17 protein-coding genes are annotated in these 24,341 nt (G+C 61.0%); 6 read left to right on the top strand and 11 right to left on the bottom strand.

The genetic code is table 11. The features are described 5' to 3' along the window. Positions 1 to 47: 47 nt before the first annotated feature. Positions 48 to 1,598 carry a PLP-dependent aminotransferase family protein gene (locus M5B96_RS21810; RefSeq protein ID WP_248799084.1) on the bottom strand — a complete coding sequence of 517 codons (1,551 nt, stop codon included), beginning with the start codon at positions 1,596 to 1,598 and terminating at the stop codon, positions 48 to 50. Positions 1,599 to 1,688: 90 nt separating this feature from the next. Between M5B96_RS21810 and M5B96_RS21805 the strand changes: the two genes are divergently transcribed. The 5 genes from M5B96_RS21805 (at position 1,689) to M5B96_RS21780 (ending at position 9,545) form a co-directional block, all read left to right on the top strand. Continuing rightward, a complete protein-coding gene (locus M5B96_RS21805; protein WP_248799083.1) occupies positions 1,689 to 2,312 on the top strand; it encodes an FMN-binding negative transcriptional regulator in 624 nt (207 codons plus the stop codon). 9 nt (positions 2,313 to 2,321) lie between these two features. Further along, positions 2,322 to 2,768 carry a GNAT family N-acetyltransferase gene (locus M5B96_RS21800; protein ID WP_248799082.1) on the top strand — a complete coding sequence of 149 codons (447 nt, stop codon included), beginning with the start codon at positions 2,322 to 2,324 and terminating at the stop codon, positions 2,766 to 2,768. Positions 2,769 to 2,785: 17 nt separating this feature from the next. Then, positions 2,786 to 3,457, top strand: coding sequence for a GNAT family N-acetyltransferase (locus M5B96_RS21795; RefSeq protein ID WP_248799081.1), 672 nt, complete (start codon positions 2,786 to 2,788; stop codon positions 3,455 to 3,457). A 207-nt stretch (positions 3,458 to 3,664) separates the two neighbouring features. Continuing rightward, on the top strand, positions 3,665 to 5,806 hold the full coding sequence (locus M5B96_RS21785; protein WP_318654856.1) for an autotransporter domain-containing protein: 2,142 nt from the start codon (positions 3,665 to 3,667) through the stop codon (positions 5,804 to 5,806). Positions 5,807 to 5,918: 112 nt separating this feature from the next. Continuing rightward, complete coding sequence (locus M5B96_RS21780; RefSeq protein ID WP_248799080.1) at positions 5,919 to 9,545, top strand: autotransporter outer membrane beta-barrel domain-containing protein; 3,627 nt, start codon at positions 5,919 to 5,921, stop codon at positions 9,543 to 9,545. 213 nt (positions 9,546 to 9,758) lie between these two features. Here the strand turns inward: M5B96_RS21780 and M5B96_RS21775 are convergent, their stop codons facing one another. The 7 genes from M5B96_RS21775 to M5B96_RS21740 all read right to left on the bottom strand — a co-directional run bounded on the left by M5B96_RS21775 (position 9,759) and on the right by M5B96_RS21740 (position 18,757). Further along, a complete protein-coding gene (locus M5B96_RS21775) occupies positions 9,759 to 9,947 on the bottom strand; it encodes a hypothetical protein (protein ID WP_248799183.1) in 189 nt (62 codons plus the stop codon). Positions 9,948 to 10,233: 286 nt separating this feature from the next. Continuing rightward, positions 10,234 to 11,592 (bottom strand): TolC family outer membrane protein, encoded by a 1,359-nt coding sequence (locus M5B96_RS21765; RefSeq protein ID WP_248799079.1) that lies wholly within the window; start codon positions 11,590 to 11,592, stop codon positions 10,234 to 10,236. A 1-nt stretch (position 11,593) separates the two neighbouring features. Next, on the bottom strand, positions 11,594 to 12,922 hold the full coding sequence (locus M5B96_RS21760) for an HlyD family type I secretion periplasmic adaptor subunit (protein ID WP_248799078.1): 1,329 nt from the start codon (positions 12,920 to 12,922) through the stop codon (positions 11,594 to 11,596). Next, complete coding sequence (locus M5B96_RS21755; protein ID WP_248799077.1) at positions 12,919 to 14,655, bottom strand: type I secretion system permease/ATPase; 1,737 nt, start codon at positions 14,653 to 14,655, stop codon at positions 12,919 to 12,921. The genes M5B96_RS21760 and M5B96_RS21755 overlap by 4 nt, the downstream gene beginning before the upstream one ends. A gap of 123 nt (positions 14,656 to 14,778) precedes the next feature. Further along, positions 14,779 to 15,327, bottom strand: coding sequence for a hypothetical protein (locus M5B96_RS21750; protein ID WP_248799076.1), 549 nt, complete (start codon positions 15,325 to 15,327; stop codon positions 14,779 to 14,781). A gap of 194 nt (positions 15,328 to 15,521) precedes the next feature. Continuing rightward, positions 15,522 to 17,330, bottom strand: a complete 1,809-nt coding sequence (oadA, locus tag M5B96_RS21745) for a sodium-extruding oxaloacetate decarboxylase subunit alpha (protein ID WP_248799075.1) — start codon at positions 17,328 to 17,330, stop codon at positions 15,522 to 15,524. Between the two features lie 11 nt (positions 17,331 to 17,341). After that, complete coding sequence (locus tag M5B96_RS21740) at positions 17,342 to 18,757, bottom strand: acetyl-CoA carboxylase biotin carboxylase subunit (RefSeq protein WP_248799074.1); 1,416 nt, start codon at positions 18,755 to 18,757, stop codon at positions 17,342 to 17,344. A gap of 202 nt (positions 18,758 to 18,959) precedes the next feature. Between M5B96_RS21740 and M5B96_RS21735 the strand changes: the two genes are divergently transcribed. Continuing rightward, positions 18,960 to 19,922 (top strand): LysR family transcriptional regulator, encoded by a 963-nt coding sequence (locus M5B96_RS21735; RefSeq protein WP_248799073.1) that lies wholly within the window; start codon positions 18,960 to 18,962, stop codon positions 19,920 to 19,922. On the opposite strand, the gene M5B96_RS21730 is transcribed toward M5B96_RS21735, so the two are convergent. The 3 genes from M5B96_RS21730 to M5B96_RS21720 form a co-directional block, all read right to left on the bottom strand. After that, positions 19,864 to 20,055 carry a PA3496 family putative envelope integrity protein gene (locus M5B96_RS21730; RefSeq protein WP_083875491.1) on the bottom strand — a complete coding sequence of 64 codons (192 nt, stop codon included), beginning with the start codon at positions 20,053 to 20,055 and terminating at the stop codon, positions 19,864 to 19,866. The two genes, M5B96_RS21735 and M5B96_RS21730, sit on opposite strands and share 59 nt — an antisense overlap. A 259-nt stretch (positions 20,056 to 20,314) precedes the next feature. Continuing rightward, on the bottom strand, positions 20,315 to 21,181 hold the full coding sequence (gene hexR / locus M5B96_RS21725; protein ID WP_040071809.1) for a transcriptional regulator HexR: 867 nt from the start codon (positions 21,179 to 21,181) through the stop codon (positions 20,315 to 20,317). Positions 21,182 to 21,324: 143 nt separating this feature from the next. After that, positions 21,325 to 24,192, bottom strand: coding sequence for a GGDEF domain-containing phosphodiesterase (locus M5B96_RS21720; protein WP_248799072.1), 2,868 nt, complete (start codon positions 24,190 to 24,192; stop codon positions 21,325 to 21,327). Between the last annotated feature and the right edge of the window lie 149 nt (positions 24,193 to 24,341).

Raw genomic sequence — 24,341 nt, 5'->3', positions numbered from 1 at the left:
ATCGACCACCCTCCGGCCTGCGGTAGCCGGCTAATACCGCCCTGCGACTAAAGCTTCCAGGCCGTGCGCAGGCGCGCCAGCGCCGACTCGATATCGGCCTCCGGTACCGCCGCAAACCCCAGGACCAGGCCGGCGCGCCGGTCTTCGGGCGGCTCCGGCTGGCTGATCCAGTAGCTGCTCAAGGGGCTGATTTCAACGCCGACGCTCTCGGCCTGCGCGATCAACTCTCGCTCCCTGGCCAGGCTCTCCACCGGCACCGTCAGGTGCAGGCCCGCGGCAACCGCCGGCAAATCGCCACAGCCCGGGATAGCCGCCGGCCAATGGGCCAACAAGGTATTACGCCGACTCAGCGCGGCCCGGCGCATGCGCCGGATATGCCGCTGGAAATGCCCGGCGGCCATGAACTCGGCCATCACCGCCTGGGTACTGACCTCCGAGTGCCGCATATCCAGGGCACGGCGCTGGGAAAACGCCTCGACCAACGTCGGCGGCAGTACCAGATAACCCAGGCGCAACGCCGGAAAGGCAATCTTGCCGAAGGTCCCGACATACAGCACCCGCCCCTGCCGATCCAGCGCGGCCAGGGGCGCCAGCGGCGCGCCGCTGTAGCGGTACTCGCCGTCGTAGTCATCCTCGACGATCCAGCCGCCGCTACGCTCGGCCCAGGCCAGCAGCTCCAGGCGCCGGGCCAGGCTCATGATCACGCCGGTGGGGTATTGGTGAGAGGGGGTCACATAAACCAGCCGGCAGTCCGGTAATTGCGCGAGTTCGGCGCAATCCAGCCCTTCGTTGTCCACCGCCACGCCATGCAGATGAGCCCCCGCCACCGCGAAGGCCAGACGCGCCGCGCGGTACCCGGGGTTCTCCACCGCCACGCCATCGCCCGGGTCCACCAGCAACTGTGCACAAAGGCTAATGCCCTGCTGCGCGCCACTGGTGATCACAATTTGTTCAGGCGTGCAGGACAGGCCCCGGGAGCTGCGCAAGTAGGCGGCGATCAGGCCGCGCAGGCGCTGTTCCCCCGCCGCCTCACCGTAGCACAGCAACTGCAAGTCCGGTTTGCGCCAGAAAGCCGCCTGCAGCTTGGCCCAAACGCCAAAGGGAAACAGGTCAAACGCCGGCACGCCGACCCGAAAAGCCCGCGGCGGACCGCTTGGTGGCTTGTGCATCGGGTTGCTCTCGATGCGCTCCATGGCCAGATTGTGGATAACTTTACTGGATGTAACCCCAGCAGTTTCAGTCGATTTTGTGGATAAACCTGTGGGTAAGCCTGTTGAAAACCCTGTGGATAGTTTTGTGGACAACTTTTTGATCGGCAGGGCTTTTTCCGGCAGTTGCGCGACGTAGGTGCCATCACCGATCCGGCCTTCGATAAAGCCCTCGGCGTACAGCTGGTCATAGGCCCGCACCACGCTATTGCGGGAGATCGCCAGGGCGCTCGCCAGGTCGCGACTGGCCGGCAGGCGGCTGCCGCTGGCCAGGCGGCCGTCCAGTACCCGCAGGCGCAGGGCCTGATAGAGCTGGCGACTGAGTCCCTTGGCCGGATCGAGGTGGATCCCGGCAGGGTCGAACGGCAGGGGCAACGATGGACTGGGCATGGTATTGGACCTATGAAAATCGTCGGTAATGGCTCTTACAACCAACCAATAGCCTGCCTAGGATGCAGGTATTCGCCAAGGAAAATTTCCATGTACACACCCAGCGCCTTTTCCGAACAAGACCTGCTCACCTTGCAGCAACATATCCAGGGCACCCGCCTGGCGACACTGGTCACCCATGGCAAGCTCGGCCTGCAAGCCATCCATGTGCCGCTGCTGCTGCGCCCCGAGCAAGGTCCCAACGGAACGCTCTACGGCCATCTGGCCCGGGCCAACCCGCAGTGGCGGGAACTGGCCGAGGGTGGCGAAGTGCTGGTGATCTTTCCGGGGGCCGATGCCTATGTCAGCCCGTCCTTCTATCCGTCCAAGGCCGAGCACGGCAAGGTCGTGCCGACCTGGAACTACGTGGCCGTGCATGCCTACGGCGAGGCCGAGGTGTTCGACGATGCCGAGCGCCTGCTCAACCTGGTCAGCGCTCTGACCGACCGGCATGAGGCCAGCCGCGACAAGCCGTGGAAAGTCGCCGATGCCCCGGCGCCGTACATCGACAGCATGCTCAAGGCGATTGTCGGTTTTGCCCTGCCGATCCAGCGCCTGGAAGGCAAGCGCAAGCTCAGCCAGAACCGCAGCGCCGCCGACAGCGCCGGTGTGCAACAAGGGTTGGCGGCCAGCGCCGACAGCCAGGATCAAGCCCTCGCCCAATTGATGCGTTAAGGAGTCAGCATGAGTTCCATCGAAATCCGTCCGCTCAGCGCCGCCGACCAGGCCGTGTGGCGCCCACTGTGGCAGGCCTATCTGAAATTCTATGAGACCGAGCTGCCGGACGCGGTCTACCAGTCGACCTGGCAACGTTTGCTCGACCCTGCCGAAACCACGAATGCCGCCCTCGCCTGGCAGGACGGCAAGGCCGTGGGCCTGGTGCACTTCATCTACCATCGGTCGAACTGGAGCGTTCAGGACTCCTGCTACCTGCAGGACCTGTTCGTGGCGCCCGGACAGCGCGGAATTGGGCTGGGACGCTTGTTGATCGAGCATGTCTATGCCACGGCGGCCGAAGCCGGCTGCGGTAAAGTGCACTGGCTGACCCACGAGACCAACGCCACCGCCATCCAGTTGTACGAACGGATTGCCGAGCGCCCCGGTTTCATTCAATTTCGCCAAGCGTTGTGAGCCTCGAGGAAAGTGTAATGTCGACATCCGTAGCAAACTGGAAAGGCGCACCGGCGCCTTCGGCCCAGCGTCTGGAGGGGCGTTTCATCGTCCTGGAAAAGCTCGACCCGGCCCGTCATGGTGACGATCTCTGGCAGGCCCTGACCGGTCCCGGTGCCGACCCCAAGCTCTGGGACTACCTGCCTTACGGTCCGTTCCTGGAGCGCGGCGCCTTCAATGACTGGCTGAACAACCACGCGGCCAATAGCGATCCGTATTTCTTCAGCGTGGTTGACAAGGCCAGCGGTGAAGTCCAGGGCATCCTCAGCCTGATGTCGATCGTCCCGGCCCAGGGCCGTATCGAGATCGGCCATGTCACCTTCGGTGCACCGATGCAGCGCTCGCCGAAAAGTACCGAGGCGGTCTACCTGCTGGCCAGGGAAGTCTTCGCCCAGGGCTACCGGCGCCTGGAATGGAAGTGCAACAACGACAACGCCCGCTCGCGTACGGCGGCCGAGCGTCTGGGCTTCAGATTCGAAGGCGTATTCCGCCAGCACATGGTGGTCAAGGGCCGGAATCGCGACACGGCGTGGTACAGCATTATCGATTCGGAATGGCCGACGGTGAATGCCGGGTTCGAGCAGTGGTTGTCAGAAGAGAACCTGACCACGGCCGGGCAAATCAAGTCCCTGGTCGAGTGCCGGGGTTAAGCGGACAACCTGAAAGTGCAGTGCCCCTCACCTTGAAAATACGGTGGCTGACGCATTGGCCACCGTAAGACCACAGAGTCACAAACACGCCTCTAATCGTCGCCTGACCGGTGACATATCTCGCAAAAAACGGGTAAAAAGCCCGACATTTATCGATTACATGGATAGATACATTTCCGCCTCGATTTATTCTGAGGATGAAATGGAATGTCCCCCAAACAGAATCTTCTTTCAACAGCCGTCACATTGGCGTTGATCAGCACCCTCTCCCCACAGGCACAAGCCAATTATTATCAAAATGGCTATCTTGGGACCGACACAGGGTCGACCTATAATTATGTACAAGATGGTCCATATCAGCGCCCCAGCCCGCCTCCGGGTAACAATTTCATATATGCCGGTGCGAACCAGTGGGGCAACACCTATGGAAATTTTCTGCCCGTCACTGGACAGTCTGCAGCAGCTTCCAATTTTGTAGAGCCGCTGGATCCAGCGGGATTGCCAAGATTGGATCCTGGGCAGAAATGGAAAGAGATCGATAAAAATGACCCGGAGTGGAAAAAGGAAGATCCGGGCACCCACTTCAAGGTATTCCGAACTCCATACCCACAGATTCCCGGCGCCCCCCATCTCACTAACGCCGATGGTGAGTTTCGCACTCGTGATGGCCAGCTCATGGCCCGGCCGATCCTTATAAAAACAGATGACACAGGTAAAGAGTCTTACTACATCGCGGCACCTTGCTCGTGTGAAAACGACAAGAATAATGTGATTACGCCTGTGCAACCTGCAACTCCTGTTGTACCCGTACTTCCAGTCACGCCTGAAATACCTGTAGTTCCCGTGAAACCCACTACTCCTATTGTGCCTGTGACACCTGTTACCCCTGTAACTCCAGTCACACCTGAGATACCTGTAGTTCCCGTAAAGCCTGCTACTCCCATTGTGCCTGTGACACCTGTTACCCCTGTAACTCCGGTCACGCCTGAGATACCTGTAGTTCCCGTGAAGCCTGCTACTCCCATTGCGCCTGTGACACCTGTTGCTCCTGTAACTCCAGTCACGCCTGAAAAACCTGTCGTTCCTGCGAAGCCTGCTACTCCCATTGCGCCTGTGACACCTGTTGCTCCTGTAACTCCAGTCACGCCTGAAAAACCTGTCGTTCCTGCGAAGCCTGCTGCTCCCGTTGCGCCTGAAGCACCTGTAACTCAAGTGCCAAAACAACCTCAGGCAGATGACCCAAAGGCCGGCCAGGGCGGTAATGTCAGCCAGCCAACCCCCAGGCCGATCGAATCGCCACTGCTCAAAGCCTGGAACAGGCTGACCTCGGTGGAGAAGAGGGAGGCGCGAGTGCAGCTTTCCGGCGCGGCCAACGCAAATCTGGGCCGAGCCACGCTCAGCGGCGCCGCCCAGGTGGGCAACAGCGCCCTCGCGGCCATGCGCCAGCTCGGCAACGGCATGCTCGCGACGCAAGGCAACACGCCCGGCCAGGTCTCGCTGGCAGGACGTTCGGAGATCAAGCCGGGCGACAGTCGCCTGTGGGTCCAAGCCCTGAACAACGCCAGCAGCTTCGATCAACCGCAAGGTCAGAAAGCCTTCGGACAGAACACCCGAGGCGTGGTGATGGGCGTCGACTGGGCCCTGGACGATGAATGGCGCATGGGCCTGCTGGGCGGGAAATCGCTGTCGAAACACAAAGGCGATCGCTTCGAAGGCGACCTGGACAGCTGGCATGTCGGCACCTACGCCGTGCACCAGAGCGGACCGTTGGCCTTGCGCCTCGGCGCGGTCCACAGCCAGCACTACGGCAAGACCCAGCGCAACGTGGAGTTCGGCGGCTACAAGGACCGTCTCACCGGCGACTACGGCGCCAACAGCCAGCAGGTCTTCGGTGAACTCGGCTACAACCTGGGCAGCGGCAGCCTCAGCGCCGAGCCTTTCGCCAACCTCGGCTACCAGCGCTACTCACGCAAGGGCTATACGGAAAAAGGCGGTGAAGCCGCACTGAAAGCCGATGCCCAGACCCAGGACAACTTCAGCACCACCCTGGGCCTGCGCACCGCCAGCATCAAGTACATGGACAACAAGATGAGCCTGGCCCCGCGCCTGAGCGCCGGCTGGAAACATATGTACGGCCCCATCGACAGCACCAGTACCCAGACCCATCAGGTAACCGGTAGCACCTACAATACCAAAGGCATCGCTCAAGACCGCGACAGCCTGGTCGTCGAAGCCGGGCTCGACCTCAACCTCTCGGCCAGGCATTCCATTGGCGTCAACTACAACGGCGAAGTAGGCAACAACAGCCGCACCCACGGGCTCATGGGGCAGTGGAAGATGCGTTTTTAACCCCTTGGATGCGCTGATTTATCTCGCCTGACGGAGGTAAAAAGGCCGACATTTATCGGCTAAATACATAGATACATTTCCGGTCTTGAATCAATCCAAGGCCGGAAAAAGCATGCCCCCTACTCCTCATCGTTTAGCACTCGCTATCACGCTGGCACTGACCACTATCATCCTGCGGGACACACAAGCCAGCCCCGTTGGCACCTCTTCAGCCACCAGCGAACAGGATCGCGCCAGCGCTCGCCTGGCCTCCATGAATATCAGCAGCCTGCATGCCATCAAGGGGGATGCGGTCACGCTGAGCGGCGCATCAGTCGACTACACCAATCATCGTGACGGCGAGATCCAAGCGATTACCGGAAGCGCCATCAAGCTCAGCGGACGCAGCACCGGCCGCATCGTCAACGATGGGAAAGTCACCAGTGAACAACATAACGGCATAGAACTGGGGGCAAGTGATGTCGCCGTGATCAACAACAAAGTCGTCACGGGCGGGCGTCACAGCATCAGCACTCGAGGCCAGGGAGAACTTATAAACCGAGAGCGGGTGAGCGGACTCAATGGCGCAGGTTTCCACTCCGCGGGCAGTGGCAAGATCACCAACTACGGCAGCCTCACGGGCGATGCCACCACCATGGACGCCGACGGCGATGGCATTCGGATCAAGGCGAGCGCCGAGATCCATAACGACGGCCAGATTGTCGGCAAAGGCAGCCGAGGCGTGGACCCATATGGCGACGTCCATACCAGCGAAGGCATCGCCATCGGCGGCGGTACGATTACCCAATATGCCAAGGGCAGCATCAGCGGCGCCGATCACGGCATCGTCGTGAGCGACGGCAACCAGAATCCGGCGCAGCTATCCACCACACTGGAAAATAACGGCACTATCCACGGCCAGAAAGGCTTTGGCGTGCAGTTCATTGGCGAGCAGGCCGACCGGGTGACCAATAACGGACTGATCCACGGCGGCAACGGTCATGCCCTCGACCTGGGCGGCGGTGACGACACACTGATCGTGCAGGCAAACAGTCGCTTCGAAGGTAGCGTCGACGGCAACACGGGGTACGACCAGGTCATTCTCGACAGCCCCGAGGGCGGCCGCTTTGGCGACAGCCGCAACTTCGAGCGACTGGAGGTCCGGCAAGGCCGTTGGTCCCTGAGCGGACAGACGCCTTTCAGTAACAGCATCGAAATTTTTCGCGAGGCCCATCTGGCAGCGCAGGACGGCACGGGCCTGCGGATCGAAGGCGGAACCCATCTGCTCAACCGTGGCACCCTGACAGGAACCACCACCGCCGTGGACAGCGATGCCGACGGACTGCGGGCCCGGGGGGGCGGAGTCTACCTCTACAACCATGGCCGAATCACGGGCAGCGGGGCCAATGGCTTTGACCGGGGTCATCGACCCAGCGGCGACTCCGCCAGCCCACGCCATAGCAGCGAGGGAGTGCACCTGGACGGTGGCCGCCTCATCAACCACGAGGGCGCGGAGATCGAGGGGCAACACAACGGTGTGCTCGCCGACCAGCGGACAACCCCCTTGCGGCTGGAGAACCACGGCGTCATCCGCGGCCTCGACGGCTTTGGCGTCAGCCTGATCGGCCAGTTCGCCGATACGTTGATCAGCAACGGCCTGATCAGCGGCGGCAATGGCGTGGCCCTGAACCTGGGGGGGGAAAGCGACACCCTGATCGTGAAAAGCGGTAGCCAATTTTCCGGCTGGGTAGACGGCGGGACCACGGACGATTATCTGGAGAACTTTCTACTGGGCGCCGACCCTGACACACCGCTCAAAGCCAATGATGATCAGGTGATCTTCGATGACGCCAACGGCGGCAGCTTCGGTAACAGCCGCCACTTCGAGCGCCTGCTGGTCAAGCAGGGAACCTGGACCCTCACTAGCAAGAACGACTTCAGCACCGGCGCCGAGGTGCTGGCCCAGGCCCATTTGATCAACCAGGGTGGCATTCTCGGGACGACACAGGTCAACGACGGGGCGACCTATAGCGGCAACGGGACAGTCGGCAACCTGCGGGTAGCCGGAACCCTGGAGGTTGATCCTCTTCAAGGCGCCGCCAAGGTGAAGGAACACCTGACCCTGGATCCTGGCGCGACCCTCGTTTATGGCATCGACGCCGATGGCAGCAGCGCCACCGTCGAGGTCGGCGGCACCGCCTACCTGGAAGGTGCCCAACTGTATGTGCTGACCGCCAACGAGTCGCCGACGAGCCACCCGCACGTGATCGTGAAGGCCGGCAAGATTGAAGGAAAATTCGCCAGCATCAGCACCAATCTGGCGCTGATGACGGCCACGGCCCATTACACCTCGACGCAAGTGGACCTCACCTACGAACGCAACGAGGTCAACCTGGAGGATCTCGGGGACACCGAGAATGGCCAGAACGTGGGGGGAGCCTTGAATCCCTGGATAGCGCCGCCCACGCCGGCACCAGCGCCTATCGCCGTTGTGCCGGCTATACCGCATGAGTCGACGATTCCGGAAGTTTCTGTGCCCGCCATTACACCGCCTGCCCCAGTCACCTCAATACCGGTCATCACACCACCCGAGCCCAGCGCTCCAGCGCCGCCCCTTACACCAGCCGACCCCATCGCCTCAGTGCCGACGGTTACACCGCCTGAACCAGTCGCCAAGAAAGACCAGGACATTGATCTATCGGACCAGCCCGCGCCGCCACCGTCAGCGGACTCGCCACTGCGCCATGCCCTGCGCTACATCAGCGCCGTGGAGGCGGGACAGGCGCTCGAGCAACTTGCCGGCGGCAGCAATGCCCAGTTGCGCAACGCGACGCTCAGCGGCTCCCGGCAAGTGGGCAGCAGCCTGCTGACAGTCTTGCGACAGACGGAAGGCCTGCCCGACCAAAGCGGCAAAACACTTCAAGTCATGAACGGCGGCCACAACCGGCTCTGGGTTCAAGGCCTGGGCAATTCCGCCAGATTCGACAGCAATCACGGCCACCATGGGCTGCGGCAGAGCACCCGGGGCCTGCTATTGGGTGCCGACTGGGCACTCGACAGCGAATGGCGCCTCGGCATCCTTGGCGGTCAGTCGCAGTCGGACTTCAAAGGCCAACGCTTTACCGGTGGCCTCGACAGCTGGCACGTCGGCGCCTATGCCCTGCACCAAAGCGGCCCGCTGGCCTTGCGACTCGGTGCGGTATACAGCAGCCATTCCGGCAAGACCGAACACAACTTGGCGTTCAACGGCTACCGTGATCGTCTCAAAGGCGATTACGACGCCAACAGCCAACAAGCCTTCGCCGAACTCGGCTACACCTTCGGCGGTATCGGCCTGAACATCGAACCATTCGCCGGCCTCGGCTACGAACGTTATCACCGCGACCGCTTCAAGGAGCGTGGCGGCGAAGCGGCCCTGGAGGTCGACACGCAGACCCACGGCAACCTCAACAGCACCTTCGGCCTGCGCGCGAGCGCCATCACCACCCTCGACAATAAAATGAGCCTGACCCCGCGCCTGAGTGCCGGCTGGAAACACTTGTATGGCGACGTTGACAGCACGATTGAGCAAAAACTTGCGGTGACCGATCACGCCTTCAAGGTCAAGGGCGCCGCCCTGGACCGCGACAGCCTGCTGCTGGAAGCCGGCCTGGACCTGAATCTGTCGCCCAGCCAGAGCCTCGGCGTCGGCTACACCGGGGAAATTGGCGGCAACAGCCGCAAACATGGCGTCATGGGGCAGTGGAAGCTGACCTTTTAAGCAAGCTCCTCGCTGAAATGGGATATTGAAAACACCACACCACCTGTAGGCGCCGGCTTGCTGGCGATGGCGTCCGCATGGACACCGCAAGACTCAAGGGCCTCATCGCTGGCAAGCCAACGCCTACAAGGACCGTGCTCGGTCTTAGCTGACTGGCACCATGGTCTAACCGCAAAAGGCAACGCCAGCGCATCAGCCTATAGTCTTGCGAAGTCACACCAATCCCATCTGCAACCCGAAGGGTTTGAATACCGAATTCAACGACTTGAGCGTCGGATTGCCCTCCTCGTGCTCGATATGAACAAGGGGCCGTAACGAAATCCTGCACATCCGTGCAAATTGAGTCTGGTGCAAACCGGTGACCTCGACACGCAAGCGCCTGACCGCCGCGCCGATGCCAATCGCGCCCTAGGCAAGCTCGTCCTGAATGGCTTGAATCAGCAGTGCACGGACTTCAGGCTGGGAGTCATTTCAACCCCCAATCCTGCAAGCGCTGATCAAGCCTTTTCAAGGCAATCAACGGATGATTCAGCGTGACTGTCGGCAAACCGCCGTCAGCCAGAATATAGGGCAAACGATTCGCGTCCGCCCGAAACCGTTCAAAAGCCATCTAGCGCCAGGCGGGCAATATAGGCAAAAAATACAGCGTTCAGATCGCTTGCTATTGGTCACGGAAAGATAGGGTTCATCAACCCATATCGGCAACAAAGACCTCATCGATCCTGGCCAGATCGCTCTCATTCAGGATGCCTGCGTGGAAACGCAACCTCACCCATGCCATCAGATAATCGTAACGGGCCTTGGCCAGCTCGCTACGGGTACTGAACCGCTGTTGTTCGGCATTCAACAGATCGAGATTGGCGCGCTCCCCTCCCAGCAGGCTCTTTTGCGTCGAATCCACCAGCGACGCCGCTGAAGCCAGGGCCTTCTGATAAGCGCGTAATTTGCTCTCCCCCGACACACAAGCGCTGAACTGGCGGCGCAGCTCGATCAACGTCTCACGAGTCTTGGCCTCCAGTTCGTACTCCGTCTGCTCAAGGGTCCGACTGGCCTTGCGCACGGAGGCCGAAACGCCGCCCCCCGCGAACAACGGCACGCTCAACTCGATGCCAACGCTATGGGTGCTGTTGCGCTGGTCATAAGTGCTGCTGCTATCGGACTCCGATTTGCGCAGGCTGGCATAGGCCGTGACCTTGGGCAGATGTCCGGCACGGCTGCGCTCCACCTCATGCCGGGCCACCTCGACAGCCTGGCGTTGAGCAGCCAGCAACGGGTTCTGGACCAGCGCCATTCGATGCCAATGAGCAAATGTTGCCGGCTCCATGGGAAAGGCTTGGAAAGCCGCGGACAGCGGCGCCAGATCGTTGATAGCGATCCGCGGTTCGCCCATCAAGGCCCCCAACTCTTGCAGGGCGGCCTCCTGTTCGTCATGGGCCTCGAGCTGCTGCGCCGTTGCCAGTTCAAATCGCGACTCCGCCTCGAGAATATCGGTACGCGTGCCTTCTCCCTGGCGAAACAGCCGGGTATTGCGCTGGAACTGCTGCTCAAAAGCTTCTTTCCTGGCCAGGGCAATTTCAATCTGATCCTGAGCCAACAAGGCCCTGGTGTAGGCACTGAGTACCCGTAGCAACAGCTCCTGACTCTTGGTGCGAAACACCTCATCGGCAAACAGCGACTGGGCGACGCCTTTACGATAAGCAGCATAGGCTTCGTAATCGAGCAGCGGTTGTTGCAGGGTCAGCGCCGAGGTAGCACTGCGGTAGCGGCGCGGGTCATGGCGGCTACCCGTCGCCCTGATCGACGTTATCCTGGATTCATTACGCCCCAGGTTGTGGCTATAGGATAGCCGGGGCAGCAGCCCTGCCAGGCCAAGGGCATCGCTTTCACGCCCAGCCTCGCGTGCCTTCATAGCCCCCTGAAACACCGGGTCATGCAACAAAGCGGACTCATACACTTGAAAGGGTCCCAGGGCATGACTCTCCAGGCTGGCGATCAAAGCGCACAAGGCAACAGGCATCAAAAATATTTTCATGAGGCAGAACATCATCCTATTCAGTCAATGAGGCGCTCACGCGATCCAACAGCGGTTTGAACAGGTAGTTGAGTAATGAACGCTCGCCGGTACGGACGAACATCTCGGCCGGCATGCCGGGCTTGATCACCAAGCCATTGAGCTTTTCCAGGGAGGCCTCACTGACCGTGCTGCGTATTACGTAGTAGGGCGCGCCGGTTTTTTCGTCGAGCAATTGGTCGGCCGACACCAGGCTGACCTCGCCGGCGACACGGGGCGTCACACGCTGATTGAACGCCGTAAACAGGATGTCCACAGACTGTGCAGGACTGACCTTGTCCACCAGGCTGACCGGCAGACGTCCCTCCACCTCCAGAGGCTGGCCTTGAGGGACGATCTCCAGCAGGGTGTCGCCGGCACGCACCACGGCGCCCTCGGTATGCACACTCAAGTTGACGACAATCCCTTGCGCCGGCGCGTTGACCTCGGTGTGCTGCAAGTCAAAACGCGCGGACGCCAGCTGTTGTTCCAGGGTCAGGCACTTGAGTCGCACCTCTGCCAGCTCACCGCGGACGTCTGTCTGATACTGCTCGACATGCTGGGAAAGCTTGAGCTGCGATTCGAGTATTTCCTGTTTCAGCAGCCCGATTTCTCCTCTATTCCGCGCGATCTGCTGCTGGACCTGCGACAACTGGCGCTCCTGCTCAAGCAGGCGATTGCTCGCAATATGTCCCTCATCCGCCAGAGGGCGCAGCTTCTCCAATTGACGGCGTAGCGATCCGGCCTGGGCGTTCAGGTCGTTGCGGGCCTGGCGCAGGCCGGACAGTTGGGCCGTCGCCCCGTCGATTCGGGCACGTATGCCCGCCTGCTCGCGAGAAAGGGCTTCGCGCCGACTATCAAATAGTTGCCGCTGCCCCTCCAGGAGCACCGCCCACAACGGATCGGCATCAGCACTCAACTCGGCTGGAAACCGAACGTGCGCCAGATTGTCCCGCTCGCTCTGCCAACGCGCTTGAGTGGCCAGGGCTTGGCGATACTGGGCCTGCAAGGATTGGACAGCGGCCGACAGTTGAGTCCGATCCAGGCGAAACAGTACTTGCCCCTTCTCAACCCTCTGCCCTTCCCTGACAAGGATTTCACTGACGGCGCCCCCTCCCAGGGACTGGACGGCCTTGCGCTTGCCGGACACCACGACCGTGCTCTGCACACTGACGCCCTGATCCAGTGGCGCCAGGGCCGCCCAGGTGAAAAAACCGCCGGCACCGAACACCACCAGTATCCAACCCAACCTGACGAAAAAAGCGGCCCCGCGCCGCGGGCACGAGACGAGCGCAGGGTTATGTTGCACGGTGCTATCTGAACTCATGCGCCTGTTTTCCCTGGCGATTGAACGGTGGTTTTCAAACTGGCCTCCCGGGTTCTCGATAAACCTTCGAGCACCTGAGAACGCGGACCGAATGCCTGCACTTTCCCCCCTTCCAGCACCATCAACTGATCGGACTGGACCAGAACGTTGCTACGGTGGGTCACCAGAATCACGGTACTGCCCTGGGCTTTCAGTTGGGCAATGGCTCGGGTGAGGGCCGCTTCACCCTCGACATCAAGGTTGGCATTCGGCTCATCCAGCACCACCAGACGAGGCCGGCCATAGAGCGCCCGGGCCAATGCCACACGCTGCTTCTGGCCCCCGGAAAGACCGGCGCCCGCGTCCCCCAACACCGAGTCATAACCTTGTGACAAACGCAGGATCAGCTCATGAACACCTGCTTGGCGGGCCGCCTCGACGACCTTGTCCGGGTCCGGTTCGCCGAAACGGGCGATGTTTTCAGCCACGGAACCGCTGAACAACTCGATGTTCTGGGGCAAGTAGCCGATATGCGGGCCCAGTTCGTTGCGGTCCCAGCGGTGGATATCGGCACCGTCCAATCGCACCACCCCGCCGCGGACCGGCCAGATGCCCAGCAGCACGCGAATCAGGGTCGACTTGCCCGCGCCGGATGCCCCCAGCACGCCCAGCACTTCCCCGGCCGCCAGTTGGAAACTCACCTGGTGCACGGTTGTGGTCCGCGCGCCGGGAGGCCCCGCACTCACCTGCTCGAACGCCAGTTCACCCTTGGGAGCGGGCAAGACCATCGACCCCGCCGATTCGGGAAACTCATTGAGCAGCGCGTCCAGACGCTGATACGCCGACCGGGCGGCGTTCCAGTGTTTGGAGGTGGCAATCAACTGGTCGATGGGCAGCAGCAGCCTTCCCATCAGAATGGAACCGGCAATCATCATCCCGACGCTCATATCGCCGACGATCACCAGCAGCGCACCGAGCCCCAGCACCAGGGATTGCAGGCACTGGCGAAAGCCTTTGCTCAGATGACTCATCAGCGCGCCCGTGTCGCTGGCACGATTATGTTGCGAGAGAAAGTGGGCGTAGGGCTCGAACCAGCGTTTGCGCAACACCTCCAGCATGCCCATGGCCTGGATGGTCTCGGCATTACGCAAATGGCTGGTGGCCAGACGACTGGCATCGTGTGAATGGCGACTGGCTTCAGCCAGCGGCTTCTTGGTCAGCCACTCATTGAGCAGCGCCATGGTCACCAGCAGCACGGCTCCCACACAGGCGAAGACACCCAGCCAGAAGCTGAACATAAACATCACGGCCAGGTAGATCGGAAACCAGGGCGCATCGAAAAAAGCGAACAGTGCCGGACCGGTCAGGAACTGGCGAATATGGTTCAGGTCGCCCAGCGCCTGCGCACCATGCCCGTCACCACGGACCAGGTTGCGCTCGAAGGCGGCCTGGTAGACACGCAGGTTGAAACGATGATCGAGATGCCCCGCGACACGGTTGACGATAAAGTTGCGAACGGTCTCCAGCAACCCGATAAAAACGAAAAATCCCACGATCATCAACGTCAACATGAGCAACGTGGTCTGGTTTTGCGAAGTCAGAACCCGATCATAAACCTGCAGCATGTAAACCGAGGGGGCCAGCATCAGCACATTGATCAAGGCGGTGAAACACCCCACGCTGATCAGAATACTCTTATATTCCCCGAGCACTTCTATCAACGGTGCCGTAGGTTTTGTCGTCAAGGGCTTCATTGACTTCCTTGAATAGTATTTCGCTCACGCAAAACACCAGAAGAGCAGCCCCCTAGGCACTGCTCCTGGTGAGCTCAAGTGAATAAACTGACCGGGTTATTTATAAAGCGGTGAGAGGATCGATTACGCCGCCATATCCAGGATATAAGGGAGCGGGCCATCCTCAAGACGCCAGTCGACGTTGTTATCGATAAACTCGCTATAAGCATCCGACAGATTGACAACGAGTTCATCCTCGCTAGGCACTATGCCATTGCTTTCTTCCAGGCCAGGAAGCACTTCATCAACCTTGTCATCAAGCCTGTCAAACGCCCCTCTGGCGAGGACCTGCTCACCCATGAGCCCCCGATGTTCCGCCGGTGCATAATTTTCAAGGGCATCAATCAGCTCACGGAGCTTCATAAACTCTTCGCGCATATTTTCTGAAATCTTGACCCTTTCGCTGCCCCAACCAAGATAGTCAACACTATAGAAAGGCGTGTTGACAAAAGCCGGCTGCCCGCGTTCAGCATCTATTTCCGCCTCTCCCCTCCAGAAAACCGTCAGATCACGCACACGGTTGAAATGAGGGTCGACAGCAGCCGGCCTCGCGAGATCACCAATTGTTACCTCCATCCCTTCAGTCCAGAAAGAAGGCATGCGATCATGCACCTGGATAATGTCCATTGACATAAATCACTCCATATAACGAAAAGTTAATAAGCGCCCAAGTTACCCATTGGGCGTACTCGTCGCTTATTTTATAAGACTTATGAAGTGAGGGTTACATCAATAGATACCACCATTATTCCATGGCAAACCTCGCGCAAAAAAAAGGGGAGCACATGCTCCCCCGAGGAAAAACGTTTTTAGTCGACGGCTATTGATCAGCCTTCGATCTCGATCAGGATCTCGCCCGGATTGACCCGGTCGCCCTTGGCCACATGGATGGCCGTGACCTTGCCCGACACTGCCGCCTGCACTTCGGTCTCCATCTTCATCGCTTCAGTGATCAGCACGGCCTGGCCGGCTTTGACGGTGTCGCCTTCCTTGACCAGGACATCAACGATATTGCCCGGCATGGTGGTGCTGACATGGCCCGGTGAGCTGGCCTGCTTGCGCTTGCTGCCGCCACCGCCGACGAACTCGTTGAGCGGCTCGAACACCACTTCTTCCGGCATGCCATCGATGGACAGGTAGAAGTGCCGCTTGCCTTCGGCTTTCACGCCGACACCGGTGATGTCCACACGGTAGGTTTCACCGTGCACGTCGATAACGAACTCGGTCGGCACACCTTCACCGCCCGCCGAACGTACACCGCCGGCCTCAGGAATCGGCAACAACACTTCAGGGACCAGGGTACCGGCCTCACGTTCTTCGAGGAACTTGCGCCCGATATCCGGGAACATGGCGTAGGTGAGCACGTCTTCTTCCGACTTGGCCAAGGCACCGATATCACCGCGCAATTTGACCATTTCCGGCTTGAGCAGGTCGGCTGGACGCACGTCGATCACTTCTTCGCTACCGATGGCCTGGCGCCGCAGTTTCTCGTTGACGACGCCCGGCGCCTTGCCGTAACCGCCTTGCAGGTACAGCTTCACTTCATTGGTGATGGTCTTGTAGCGCTCGCCAGCGAGGACGTTGAAGAATGCCTGGGTGCCGACGATCTGCGAGGTCGGGGTTACCAGCGGCGGGAAGCCGAGGTCTTCACGCACTCGCGGAATCTCCGCCAGCACTTCGCCCATGCGGTTCAAGGCGCCCTGCTCTTTCAACTGGTTGGCGAGGTTGGAGATCATCCCGCCCGGCACCTGGTTGACTTGCACCCGGGTATCGACAGCGGTGAATTCGCTTTCGAACTGGTGGTACTTCTTGCGCACGGCATAGAAATACAGGCCGATTTCCTGCAGCAGTTCCAGATCCAGGCCGGTATCGAACTCGCTGCCTTTAAGGGCCGCGACCATCGACTCAGTGCCCGGATGGCTGGTGCCCCAGGCGAAGCTGGAGATCGCGGTGTCGATATGGTCGGCGCCGTTTTCCACGGCCTTGAGCTGGCACATCGCGGCCAGGCCGGCGGTGTCGTGGGAGTGGATGAATACCGGCAGCGACTGCTCGGCTTTCAGTGCCTTGACCAGCTCACCGGTGGCGTAAGGGGTCAGCAGGCCGGCCATGTCCTTGATCGCCACCGAGTCACAACCCATGGCTTCCATCTGCTTGGCCTGGGCCACGAACGCCTCGATGGTATGCACCGGGCTGGTGGTGTAGGCGATGGTGCCCTGGGCGTGCTTACCCGCCGCCTTCACCGCTTCGATGGCGACCCGCAGGTTACGCACGTCGTTCATGGCGTCGAAGATACGGAACACATCGATACCATTGACCGCCGCCTTGGCGACAAAGGCACGAACCACGTCGTCGCTGTAATGGCGGTAGCCCAGCAGGTTCTGGCCGCGCAGGAGCATTTGCAGGCGGGTGTTGGGCAAGGCCGCACGCAGTTGGCGCAGGCGCTCCCACGGGTCTTCCTTGAGGAAGCGCACGCAAGCGTCGAAGGTCGCGCCGCCCCAGACTTCCAGGGACCAGTAGCCGACCTTGTCGAGCTTCTCGCAGATCGGCAGCATGTCTTCGGTGCGCATGCGGGTGGCGAGCAGCGATTGATGGGCGTCGCGCAGGATAGTGTCGGTAACGTGAATCTTCTTGCTCATTGTAATAGTCCTCACAGGCCTGCGTGGGCGGCGATGGCGGCGGCGATGGCCAGGGCCAGCTCTTCGGGTTTGCGCTTGATCGAGTAGTTGGTCAGTTCAGGGTGGCTTTCAACGAAGCTGGTGTTGAACTGGCCGCTACGGAATTCCGGGTTACGCAGGATTTCCTGGTAATAGGCCGCGGTGGTCTTCACCCCCTGCAGGCGCATGTCATCCAGCGCACGCAGGCCACGGTCCATCGCCTCCTCCCAGGTCAACGCCCAGACCACCAGTTTCAGGCACATGGAGTCGTAGAACGGCGGAATGGTATAGCCGGTGTAGATCGCCGTGTCGGTACGCACGCCGGGACCGCCGGGGGCGTAGTAGCGGGTGATCTTGCCGAAGCTGGGCAGGAAATTGTTCTTCGGGTCTTCGGCGTTGATCCGGAACTGCAGGGCAAAGCCGCGATGGATGATGTCTTCCTGCTTGACCGACAAGGGCAGGCCGGAGGCGATGCGAATCTGCTCACGGACAATGTCGATACCGGTGATTTCTTCGGTGATGGTGTGTTCCACCTGCACCCGGGTGTTCATCTCCATGAAGTACACCTCGCCCTCGGCGAGCAGGAACTCCACGGTGCCGGCGTTCTCGTAACCCACCGCCTTGGCCGCGCGCACCGACAGGTCGCCGATATAGGCGCGCTGTTCCGGGGTCAGCTGGGGGCTCGGGGCAATTTCGATCAGCTTCTGGTTGCGACGCTGGATCGAGCAGTCACGCTCGAACAGGTGCACCACGTTGCCGAAGCTGTCGCCGAGAATCTGCGCTTCGATATGCTTGGGATTGACGATGCATTTTTCCAGGAAGACTTCCGCCGAACCAAAGGCCTTGGTCGCTTCGGAAATCACCCGGGGGAAGGCCTGTTCCAGTTCTTCGCGGCTGTTGCAGCGACGGATACCGCGACCGCCGCCACCGGAGGTGGCCTTGAGCATCACCGGGTAACCGATACGGTCGCCTTCGGCAAGGGCTTCGGCGATGTCCGCGACGTTGCCTTCGGTGCCCGGGGTGACCGGCACGCCGGCCTTGATCATGCTGCGGCGGGCTTCGGTCTTGTCGCCCATGCGGCGGATCACTTCCGCCGACGGACCAATGAACTTGATGCCGCGTTCGACGCAGATATCCGCCAGCTCGGCATTTTCCGAAAGGAAACCATAGCCGGGGTGTAGCGCATCACAACCGGTTTCCACCGCCAGGTTCACCAGCTTGCGCGGGTTCAGGTAGCCGGCCAGGGGCTCGGCACCGATGCTGTGAGCCTCATCCGCGCGCTTCACATGCAGGGCATGGCGATCGGCGTCGGAATAGATCGCGACCGAGCGAATGCCCATCTCGGCGCAAGCACGCACGATTCGTACGGCAATTTCACCACGGTTGGCGATCAGGATCTTTTTTATCACTTGGAAATTCCTAAGCCGCTAGAACAAACAACCCTTGGGGTGCAACCGAAAAAACGGGTCGGCGCGTGACTAAATGTTTCAAGCCAGTCGCGTAGTCCACACTAGCCCTACCCAGCGATAAACTAAAATCAATAATTATTGGGTCACTCATAAGCAAAAGCTTATAGTTGAGTGGTTCGCGGCCTTCATGGGTGGTTACAAAATGCGTAAGTCATTGATGCGTATGACATTGCGTCAGCTCAAGATTTTTAACGAGGTCTGTGATCTGCGCTCCTACAGCCGCGCAGCCGACGAAATGTCTCTCACGCAACCGGCCGTCAGCCTACAAATACGTCAGTTGGAAGAGCTTATCGGCCAGCCTTTGTTCGATTATGTCGGCAAAAAGCTCTACATGACCGAAGCGGCTGAAGCGTTACAGCGGGCCAGCCGGGACATTTTCGGTCGGCTGGAAAACCTCGATATGCAGCTCTCGGACATGCAGGGCTCGTTGCAAGGGCAATTGAAACTGGCGGTGGAATCCAGTGCCAAGTATTTCGTCCCGCACCTGTTTGCCGCCTTCAAGCGCCAGCATCCCGAGGTCAACCTGCACCTGACGGTGGTCAACCGCGCGCAAGCGCTGCGGCGCCTCTCGGACAACCGTGACGACCTGTTGATCATGTCGATGGTGCCGCAGGACATGGGGCTCGAATTCCTGCCGTTCCTGAACAACCCGATTGTCGCGGTGGCGCCGCCCGATCACCCGCTGTGTCACGGCGGCCCGCTGCGTTTGCAGGACCTGGAGCCGTATACGCTGTTGATCCGCGAAGCGGGGTCGGGAACACGGATAGCGTGCGAGGAGTATTTCAAGGAAAAACGCGTGCACTTCTCGCAGACACTGGAAGTGACCTCGGGCGAAGCGCAGCGCGAGTGCGTGGTGGCGGGGCTGGGCCTGGCCCTGTTGACGCGCCACGCCCTGAGCCTGGAACTGGCGACCGGCGTGCTCCGAGAACTGCCGGTGGAAGAACTGCCGCTCTATCGCAGTTGGTGCCTGGTTCAGGCCAAGGACAAACGCCTGTCACCGGTCGCCCATGCGTTCCTGGGGTTTATTCGCAGTGAACGGTTACAGATCAGCGGGCTGGTTGAGCGCTTCGACGGTCGGATGCCGAGTCCGCCTGCCAGTAATTGAGTGCGGCGATTTCCTGTTGCAGTTGGCGCAGTTCGGTGCGGTCTTCGATTGCGCGACGAAATTCCATGCGGCGCTGATCTTCCTGCTGCCGACGGGTTTTGACGCTGCTTTGCTCTTCGTGGTGCCGGGCCATTTCGAGTCTCCCAGGGTGGGTACGGGAGTTACAGAGTGGACGGGGGCAATGACGGTTTGGCGGCAACCACGTGACAGGCAGATGAAAATTGACCCTGTGGCGAGCGGGCTTGCCCGCGCTGGGGCGCGAAGCGCCCCTAAAACCGGCGAATGAGGCCTATCAGGCATACCTAGACGACCGGTTTTCGACGGCTTGGCAGTCGAGCGTGGGCAAGCCCGCTCGCCACACAAGCCCGTCTGATGCAGAGAGTCAGTGGACCTCAGTCGTCGAGGGCTTTTACCGACTTGGGTGACAGGCGCAGGCTGCGCAAGCTGCGCTTGACGCTCTTGAGGTGATTCACCAGGCTCGGCCCACGGGCCATGGCCACGCCCATGGCCAGCACGTCGATCACCACCAGGTGGGCGATCCGCGAGGTCAGCGGGGTATAGATCTCGGTGTCTTCATGCACGTCGATGGCCAGGTTCACCGTCGACAGCTCGGCCAGCGGCGTCTGGCTCGGGCACAGGGTGATCAGGGTCGCGCCGCTTTCACGCACCAGGTTGGCGGTGATCAGCAGGTCCTTGGAACGGCCCGACTGGGAAATGCAGATCGCCACGTCGGTGGGCTTGAGCGTCACCGCCGACATCGCCTGCATGTGCGGGTCGGAATACGCCGCCGCCGTCAGCAACAGCCGGAAGAACTTGTGCTGGGCATCCGCCGCCACCGCACCGGAAGCGCCGAAACCATAGAACTCCACGCGCTGCGCCGCCGACATGGCGGTCACCGCGCGTTGCAACGCGGCCGGATCGAGCTTTTCACGCACGTCCATCAGGGTGTGCAGGGTGGTGTCGAAGATCTTCAGGCTGTAGTCCGCCACCGAATCGTCTTCGTGAATCGCGAACTGGCCGAAGCTGGCACCGGCCGCCAGGCTCTGCGCCAGCTTCAGTTTCAGGTCCTGGAAACCCGAACAACCGATGGCCCGGCAGAAACGCACGATGGTCGGTTCGCTGATGCCCACGCTGTGGGCCAGGTCGGCCATGGAACTGTGCATCACCGCCGCCGGATCGAGCAGGACGTGATCGGCGACCTTGAGCTCGGACTTACGCAGCAGGTTGCGAGACTGGGCGATGTGTTGCAACAGGTTCAAAGGGCTGGACTCATTGTTATGGGCGAACGCCTGGGATGTAGCAGTCTTGTAGTTATACTACAAGAATTCGCGAATTGCCCGTTCCATTACGTAACCAGCCTCCCCGCTACCGTAGCGCGGCGAGCATGTAGCCACTGCGGCGCCTAGGGAAAGCCCTGGCGCAGCAGCCGCATCAACTCCTGCGCCGCCACCGGCCGGCTGATCAGATACCCCTGCACCTCATCGCAGCCTTGGGCCCTGAGGAAATCCAGCTGTTCCTGGTTTTCCACACCCTCGGCCACCACCTTCAGTTCCAGGCTGTGGGCCATGGCAATAATCGCCCGGGTGATCGCCGCGTCCTCGCTGCCCTCGCCCAAGCCGCGAATAAAGCTCTGGTCGATTTTCACGTAGTCCACCGGGAAGCGCTTGAGGTAACTGAGGGACGAATAGCCGGTGCCAAAATCATCGATAGCCAGCTTCACCCCCAGGTCGCGCAGTTGCTGGAAGGTGGCGATGATGTGTTCGACGCTGTCGAGCAACTGGCTTTCGGTCAGCTCAAGTTCCAGCAACTCCGGAGCCAGGCCGGTTTCCTCCAGCACCTGGCGCACCAGGCTGACCAGCTTGCCCTGGCGCAACTGATGCACCGACAGGTTCACCGAGACCCTGATCGGCGCCAACCCTTCGCGTTGCCACTCGCACGCCTGCCAGCAGGCCTGGCGCAGCACGAATTCACCGATTGGTCCGATCAGGCCGGTCTCTTCGGCCAGGCCGATGAAGTCGCCCGGCGGCACCTGGCCCAGGGTCGGGTGCTCCCAACGCACCAGCGCCTCGGCGGCGTTCATCCGCCCAGTGGCCAGGCACAGCTTGGGTTGGTAGAAGACCCTCAGTTGCCGCTCTTCGATGGCCTTGCGCAGTTGGTTCTCCAGTTGCAAACGCTCCAGGGTGCTGGCCTGCAAGCTGTCGGTGTAGAACTGGAAGTTGTTTCCGCCCAGGTGCTTGGCATGCTGCATGGCGATGTTCGACTGGCTGAGCAGCACCGGGATTTCCCGCGCATTGTCCGGCAACAGGCTGATACCCATGGACGCGCTGACCACCAGTTCGTGTTCATCGATGGTCACCGGCACCCGCAGCTTGGCGAGCAGGCGGGTCGCCACCCGGGCCAGGCTGGAGAGATTGCCGTAGGCGTCGAACAACACGGCGAACTCGTCCCCGGACAAACGGGCGATGGTGTTGGCTTCCGGCAAGGCGTTGACCAGGCGCCGGGCCATCTGCTGCAACAACTGGTCGGCGATTTCATGGCCAAGGCTGTCGTTGAGCAATTTGAAGCGGTCCAGGTTGATGTGCAGCAACGCCAGGCTGCGGCCGCCCTGGCGAGCCTGCTGATGGGCCTCATACAGGCGTTCGCGGAACAACGAACGGTTCGCCAGCCCGGTCAGTTCGTCATAGTGGGTCAGGTAGCGCATGCGCTCTTCGGATTCACGCCGGGCCGACAGATCGGCGAAGAAGCCCACGATATGACTGACATTGCCCCGCGTATCGCGCACCACATTCAGTTGCAGCCATTGCGGGTACAACTCGCCACTCTTGCGCGCCTCGACCAGTTCGCCCTGCCAGCTGCCGTGCTGCTCCAGCGCCTGGTGGATGGTTGCATAGTGGCGCCGGGCATCGCGGCTGCACGGCAGGTCGACCACATTGCGCCCGAGCATGTCCTCGGGCAGGTAACCGGTCACCCGGCTGAAAGCCTGGTTGATCGCCAGCAGGATGTAATTCGGGTCGAAAATCACGATGCCTTCGCTGGCCGCCTCGAACACCGTCGCGGCCAATTGGCGCTGGGCTTCCTGCTCCTTGTGCGCGCTGATATCACGCCGGGTGCCGACCATGCGCAACACGCGCCCGCCGGCGGTACGCTCGACCGCCCGCCCACGGTCCTCGATCCAGACCCAGTGGCCATCGCCATGCCGGACCCGGTACTCGATCAGATAATCCTCGGTACGCCCCTTCAGATGCTCCACCAGCGCGTGCTTGAGCACCGGCACATCGGCGGGGTGCAGGCGCGGCTTGAGATGGCCGAGTATCGAGGTCACGTATTCCGGGTCGAGGCCGAACAGCTCCTTGATCTGGGTGTGATGCACCTCGTCGGTCTGCAGGTTCCAGTCCCACAGCCCGAGTTCGCTGGCTTGCAACGCCAGGGCCAGGCGCGTTTCGCTTTTGCTCAGGGCCTGGTTCGCTGCGTCCAGCTCCAGGCTGCGCTGGGCAACCCGGCTTTCCAGGCCGACCTGGGCCTCGCGCAGTTCCTGTTCGGCGCGGCGGCGCTGCTCGATTTCCCGCGCCAGCTCATGGTTGAGTTGTTCACTACGGGTTTGCGTCTGTTGCAGGCTCTCGATCAGTGCCTGGTTCTGGAAGCGTCGTAACAGGCCGCGCCGGATCAGGCGATTGACCTGCAGGGCAACCACGCTCAGCGACACCAGCAGGATCAGCCCGAGCCAGCCCCAGCCTTGCTGTTGTTCACCGCCGCCCCAGAACAGATAGCCGATGGCCGGCAACAGGCAGGGCAAGGTAAAGGTCAGGAACGCCGGGATGCTCACGGCGTAGGCCACACTGGCGGACAGCGTGGCGGCACCGATCAGGCCGAAGACCCAGGCCTGTTCGAGGAAACTGTCGGTGGGCACCAGGGCGATGCCGGCGCAGGCCAGGGTCAGACCACTGACCGCCGAACCCAGCAGGAACATGCGCCGCCAGATCGGCTGGGCCTGACGACTGGGCATCGCCGAGTCGAACGCCGCCACCTGGATCACACGCAAGGCCACCAGTGCCATCAACCACACCACCCAGACGCTGACCAGCAGATAGCGCTGCGGGCTCCAGAGCAACCAGGCGCAGACCAGACCGTTCAACAACATGAATAACGTCGGCAGCAACGAACCCTGGTACAGCAGGCGCGTACGCTCGACCGCCAGCTCAGTGGCGAATTGTTTGCGGATAACCCGCCCAGCCTCCAACGAGGGGCTCAGCGCGTCAAAGCTCTGGGTCATGGGCAGTATTCTTATAATGGTTAAGCCATAAACGTGGCAGGAGCATACACAAGCATCCGGCCGGACCAAACTGCCCTGGGTCATAAAATGTAATGAATTGATCGGTGACGAGCCCCCCTGCCTAGGGCCAGAGCAAGGTACGACGCCGC

Origin of the sequence: Pseudomonas sp. MWU13-2105 (assembly GCF_023242315.1) — a bacterium.
In the GTDB taxonomy this organism is placed as follows: Bacteria; Pseudomonadota; Gammaproteobacteria; order Pseudomonadales; family Pseudomonadaceae; genus Aquipseudomonas.
This window is presented reverse-complemented; position numbering and strand designations above follow the sequence as displayed.

What these genes read in the sequence shown, in the direction of transcription:
- M5B96_RS21735 (WP_248799073.1), top strand. Translation starts at nt 18,960, where the DNA reads ATGCGTAAGTCATTGATGCGTATGACATTGCGTCAGCTCAAGATTTTT.
- M5B96_RS21760 (WP_248799078.1), bottom strand. Translation starts at nt 12,922, where the DNA reads ATGAGTTCAGATAGCACCGTGCAACATAACCCTGCGCTCGTCTCGTGC.
- M5B96_RS21765 (WP_248799079.1), bottom strand. Translation starts at nt 11,592, where the DNA reads ATGATGTTCTGCCTCATGAAAATATTTTTGATGCCTGTTGCCTTGTGC.
- M5B96_RS21795 (WP_248799081.1), top strand. Translation starts at nt 2,786, where the DNA reads ATGTCGACATCCGTAGCAAACTGGAAAGGCGCACCGGCGCCTTCGGCC.
- M5B96_RS21750 (WP_248799076.1), bottom strand. Translation starts at nt 15,327, where the DNA reads ATGTCAATGGACATTATCCAGGTGCATGATCGCATGCCTTCTTTCTGG.
- M5B96_RS21730 (WP_083875491.1), bottom strand. Translation starts at nt 20,055, where the DNA reads ATGGCCCGGCACCACGAAGAGCAAAGCAGCGTCAAAACCCGTCGGCAG.
- oadA (WP_248799075.1), bottom strand. Translation starts at nt 17,330, where the DNA reads ATGAGCAAGAAGATTCACGTTACCGACACTATCCTGCGCGACGCCCAT.
- M5B96_RS21780 (WP_248799080.1), top strand. Translation starts at nt 5,919, where the DNA reads ATGCCCCCTACTCCTCATCGTTTAGCACTCGCTATCACGCTGGCACTG.
- M5B96_RS21800 (WP_248799082.1), top strand. Translation starts at nt 2,322, where the DNA reads ATGAGTTCCATCGAAATCCGTCCGCTCAGCGCCGCCGACCAGGCCGTG.
- M5B96_RS21810 (WP_248799084.1), bottom strand. Translation starts at nt 1,598, where the DNA reads ATGCCCAGTCCATCGTTGCCCCTGCCGTTCGACCCTGCCGGGATCCAC.
- M5B96_RS21720 (WP_248799072.1), bottom strand. Translation starts at nt 24,192, where the DNA reads ATGACCCAGAGCTTTGACGCGCTGAGCCCCTCGTTGGAGGCTGGGCGG.
- M5B96_RS21805 (WP_248799083.1), top strand. Translation starts at nt 1,689, where the DNA reads ATGTACACACCCAGCGCCTTTTCCGAACAAGACCTGCTCACCTTGCAG.
- M5B96_RS21785 (WP_318654856.1), top strand. Translation starts at nt 3,665, where the DNA reads ATGTCCCCCAAACAGAATCTTCTTTCAACAGCCGTCACATTGGCGTTG.
- M5B96_RS21755 (WP_248799077.1), bottom strand. Translation starts at nt 14,655, where the DNA reads ATGAAGCCCTTGACGACAAAACCTACGGCACCGTTGATAGAAGTGCTC.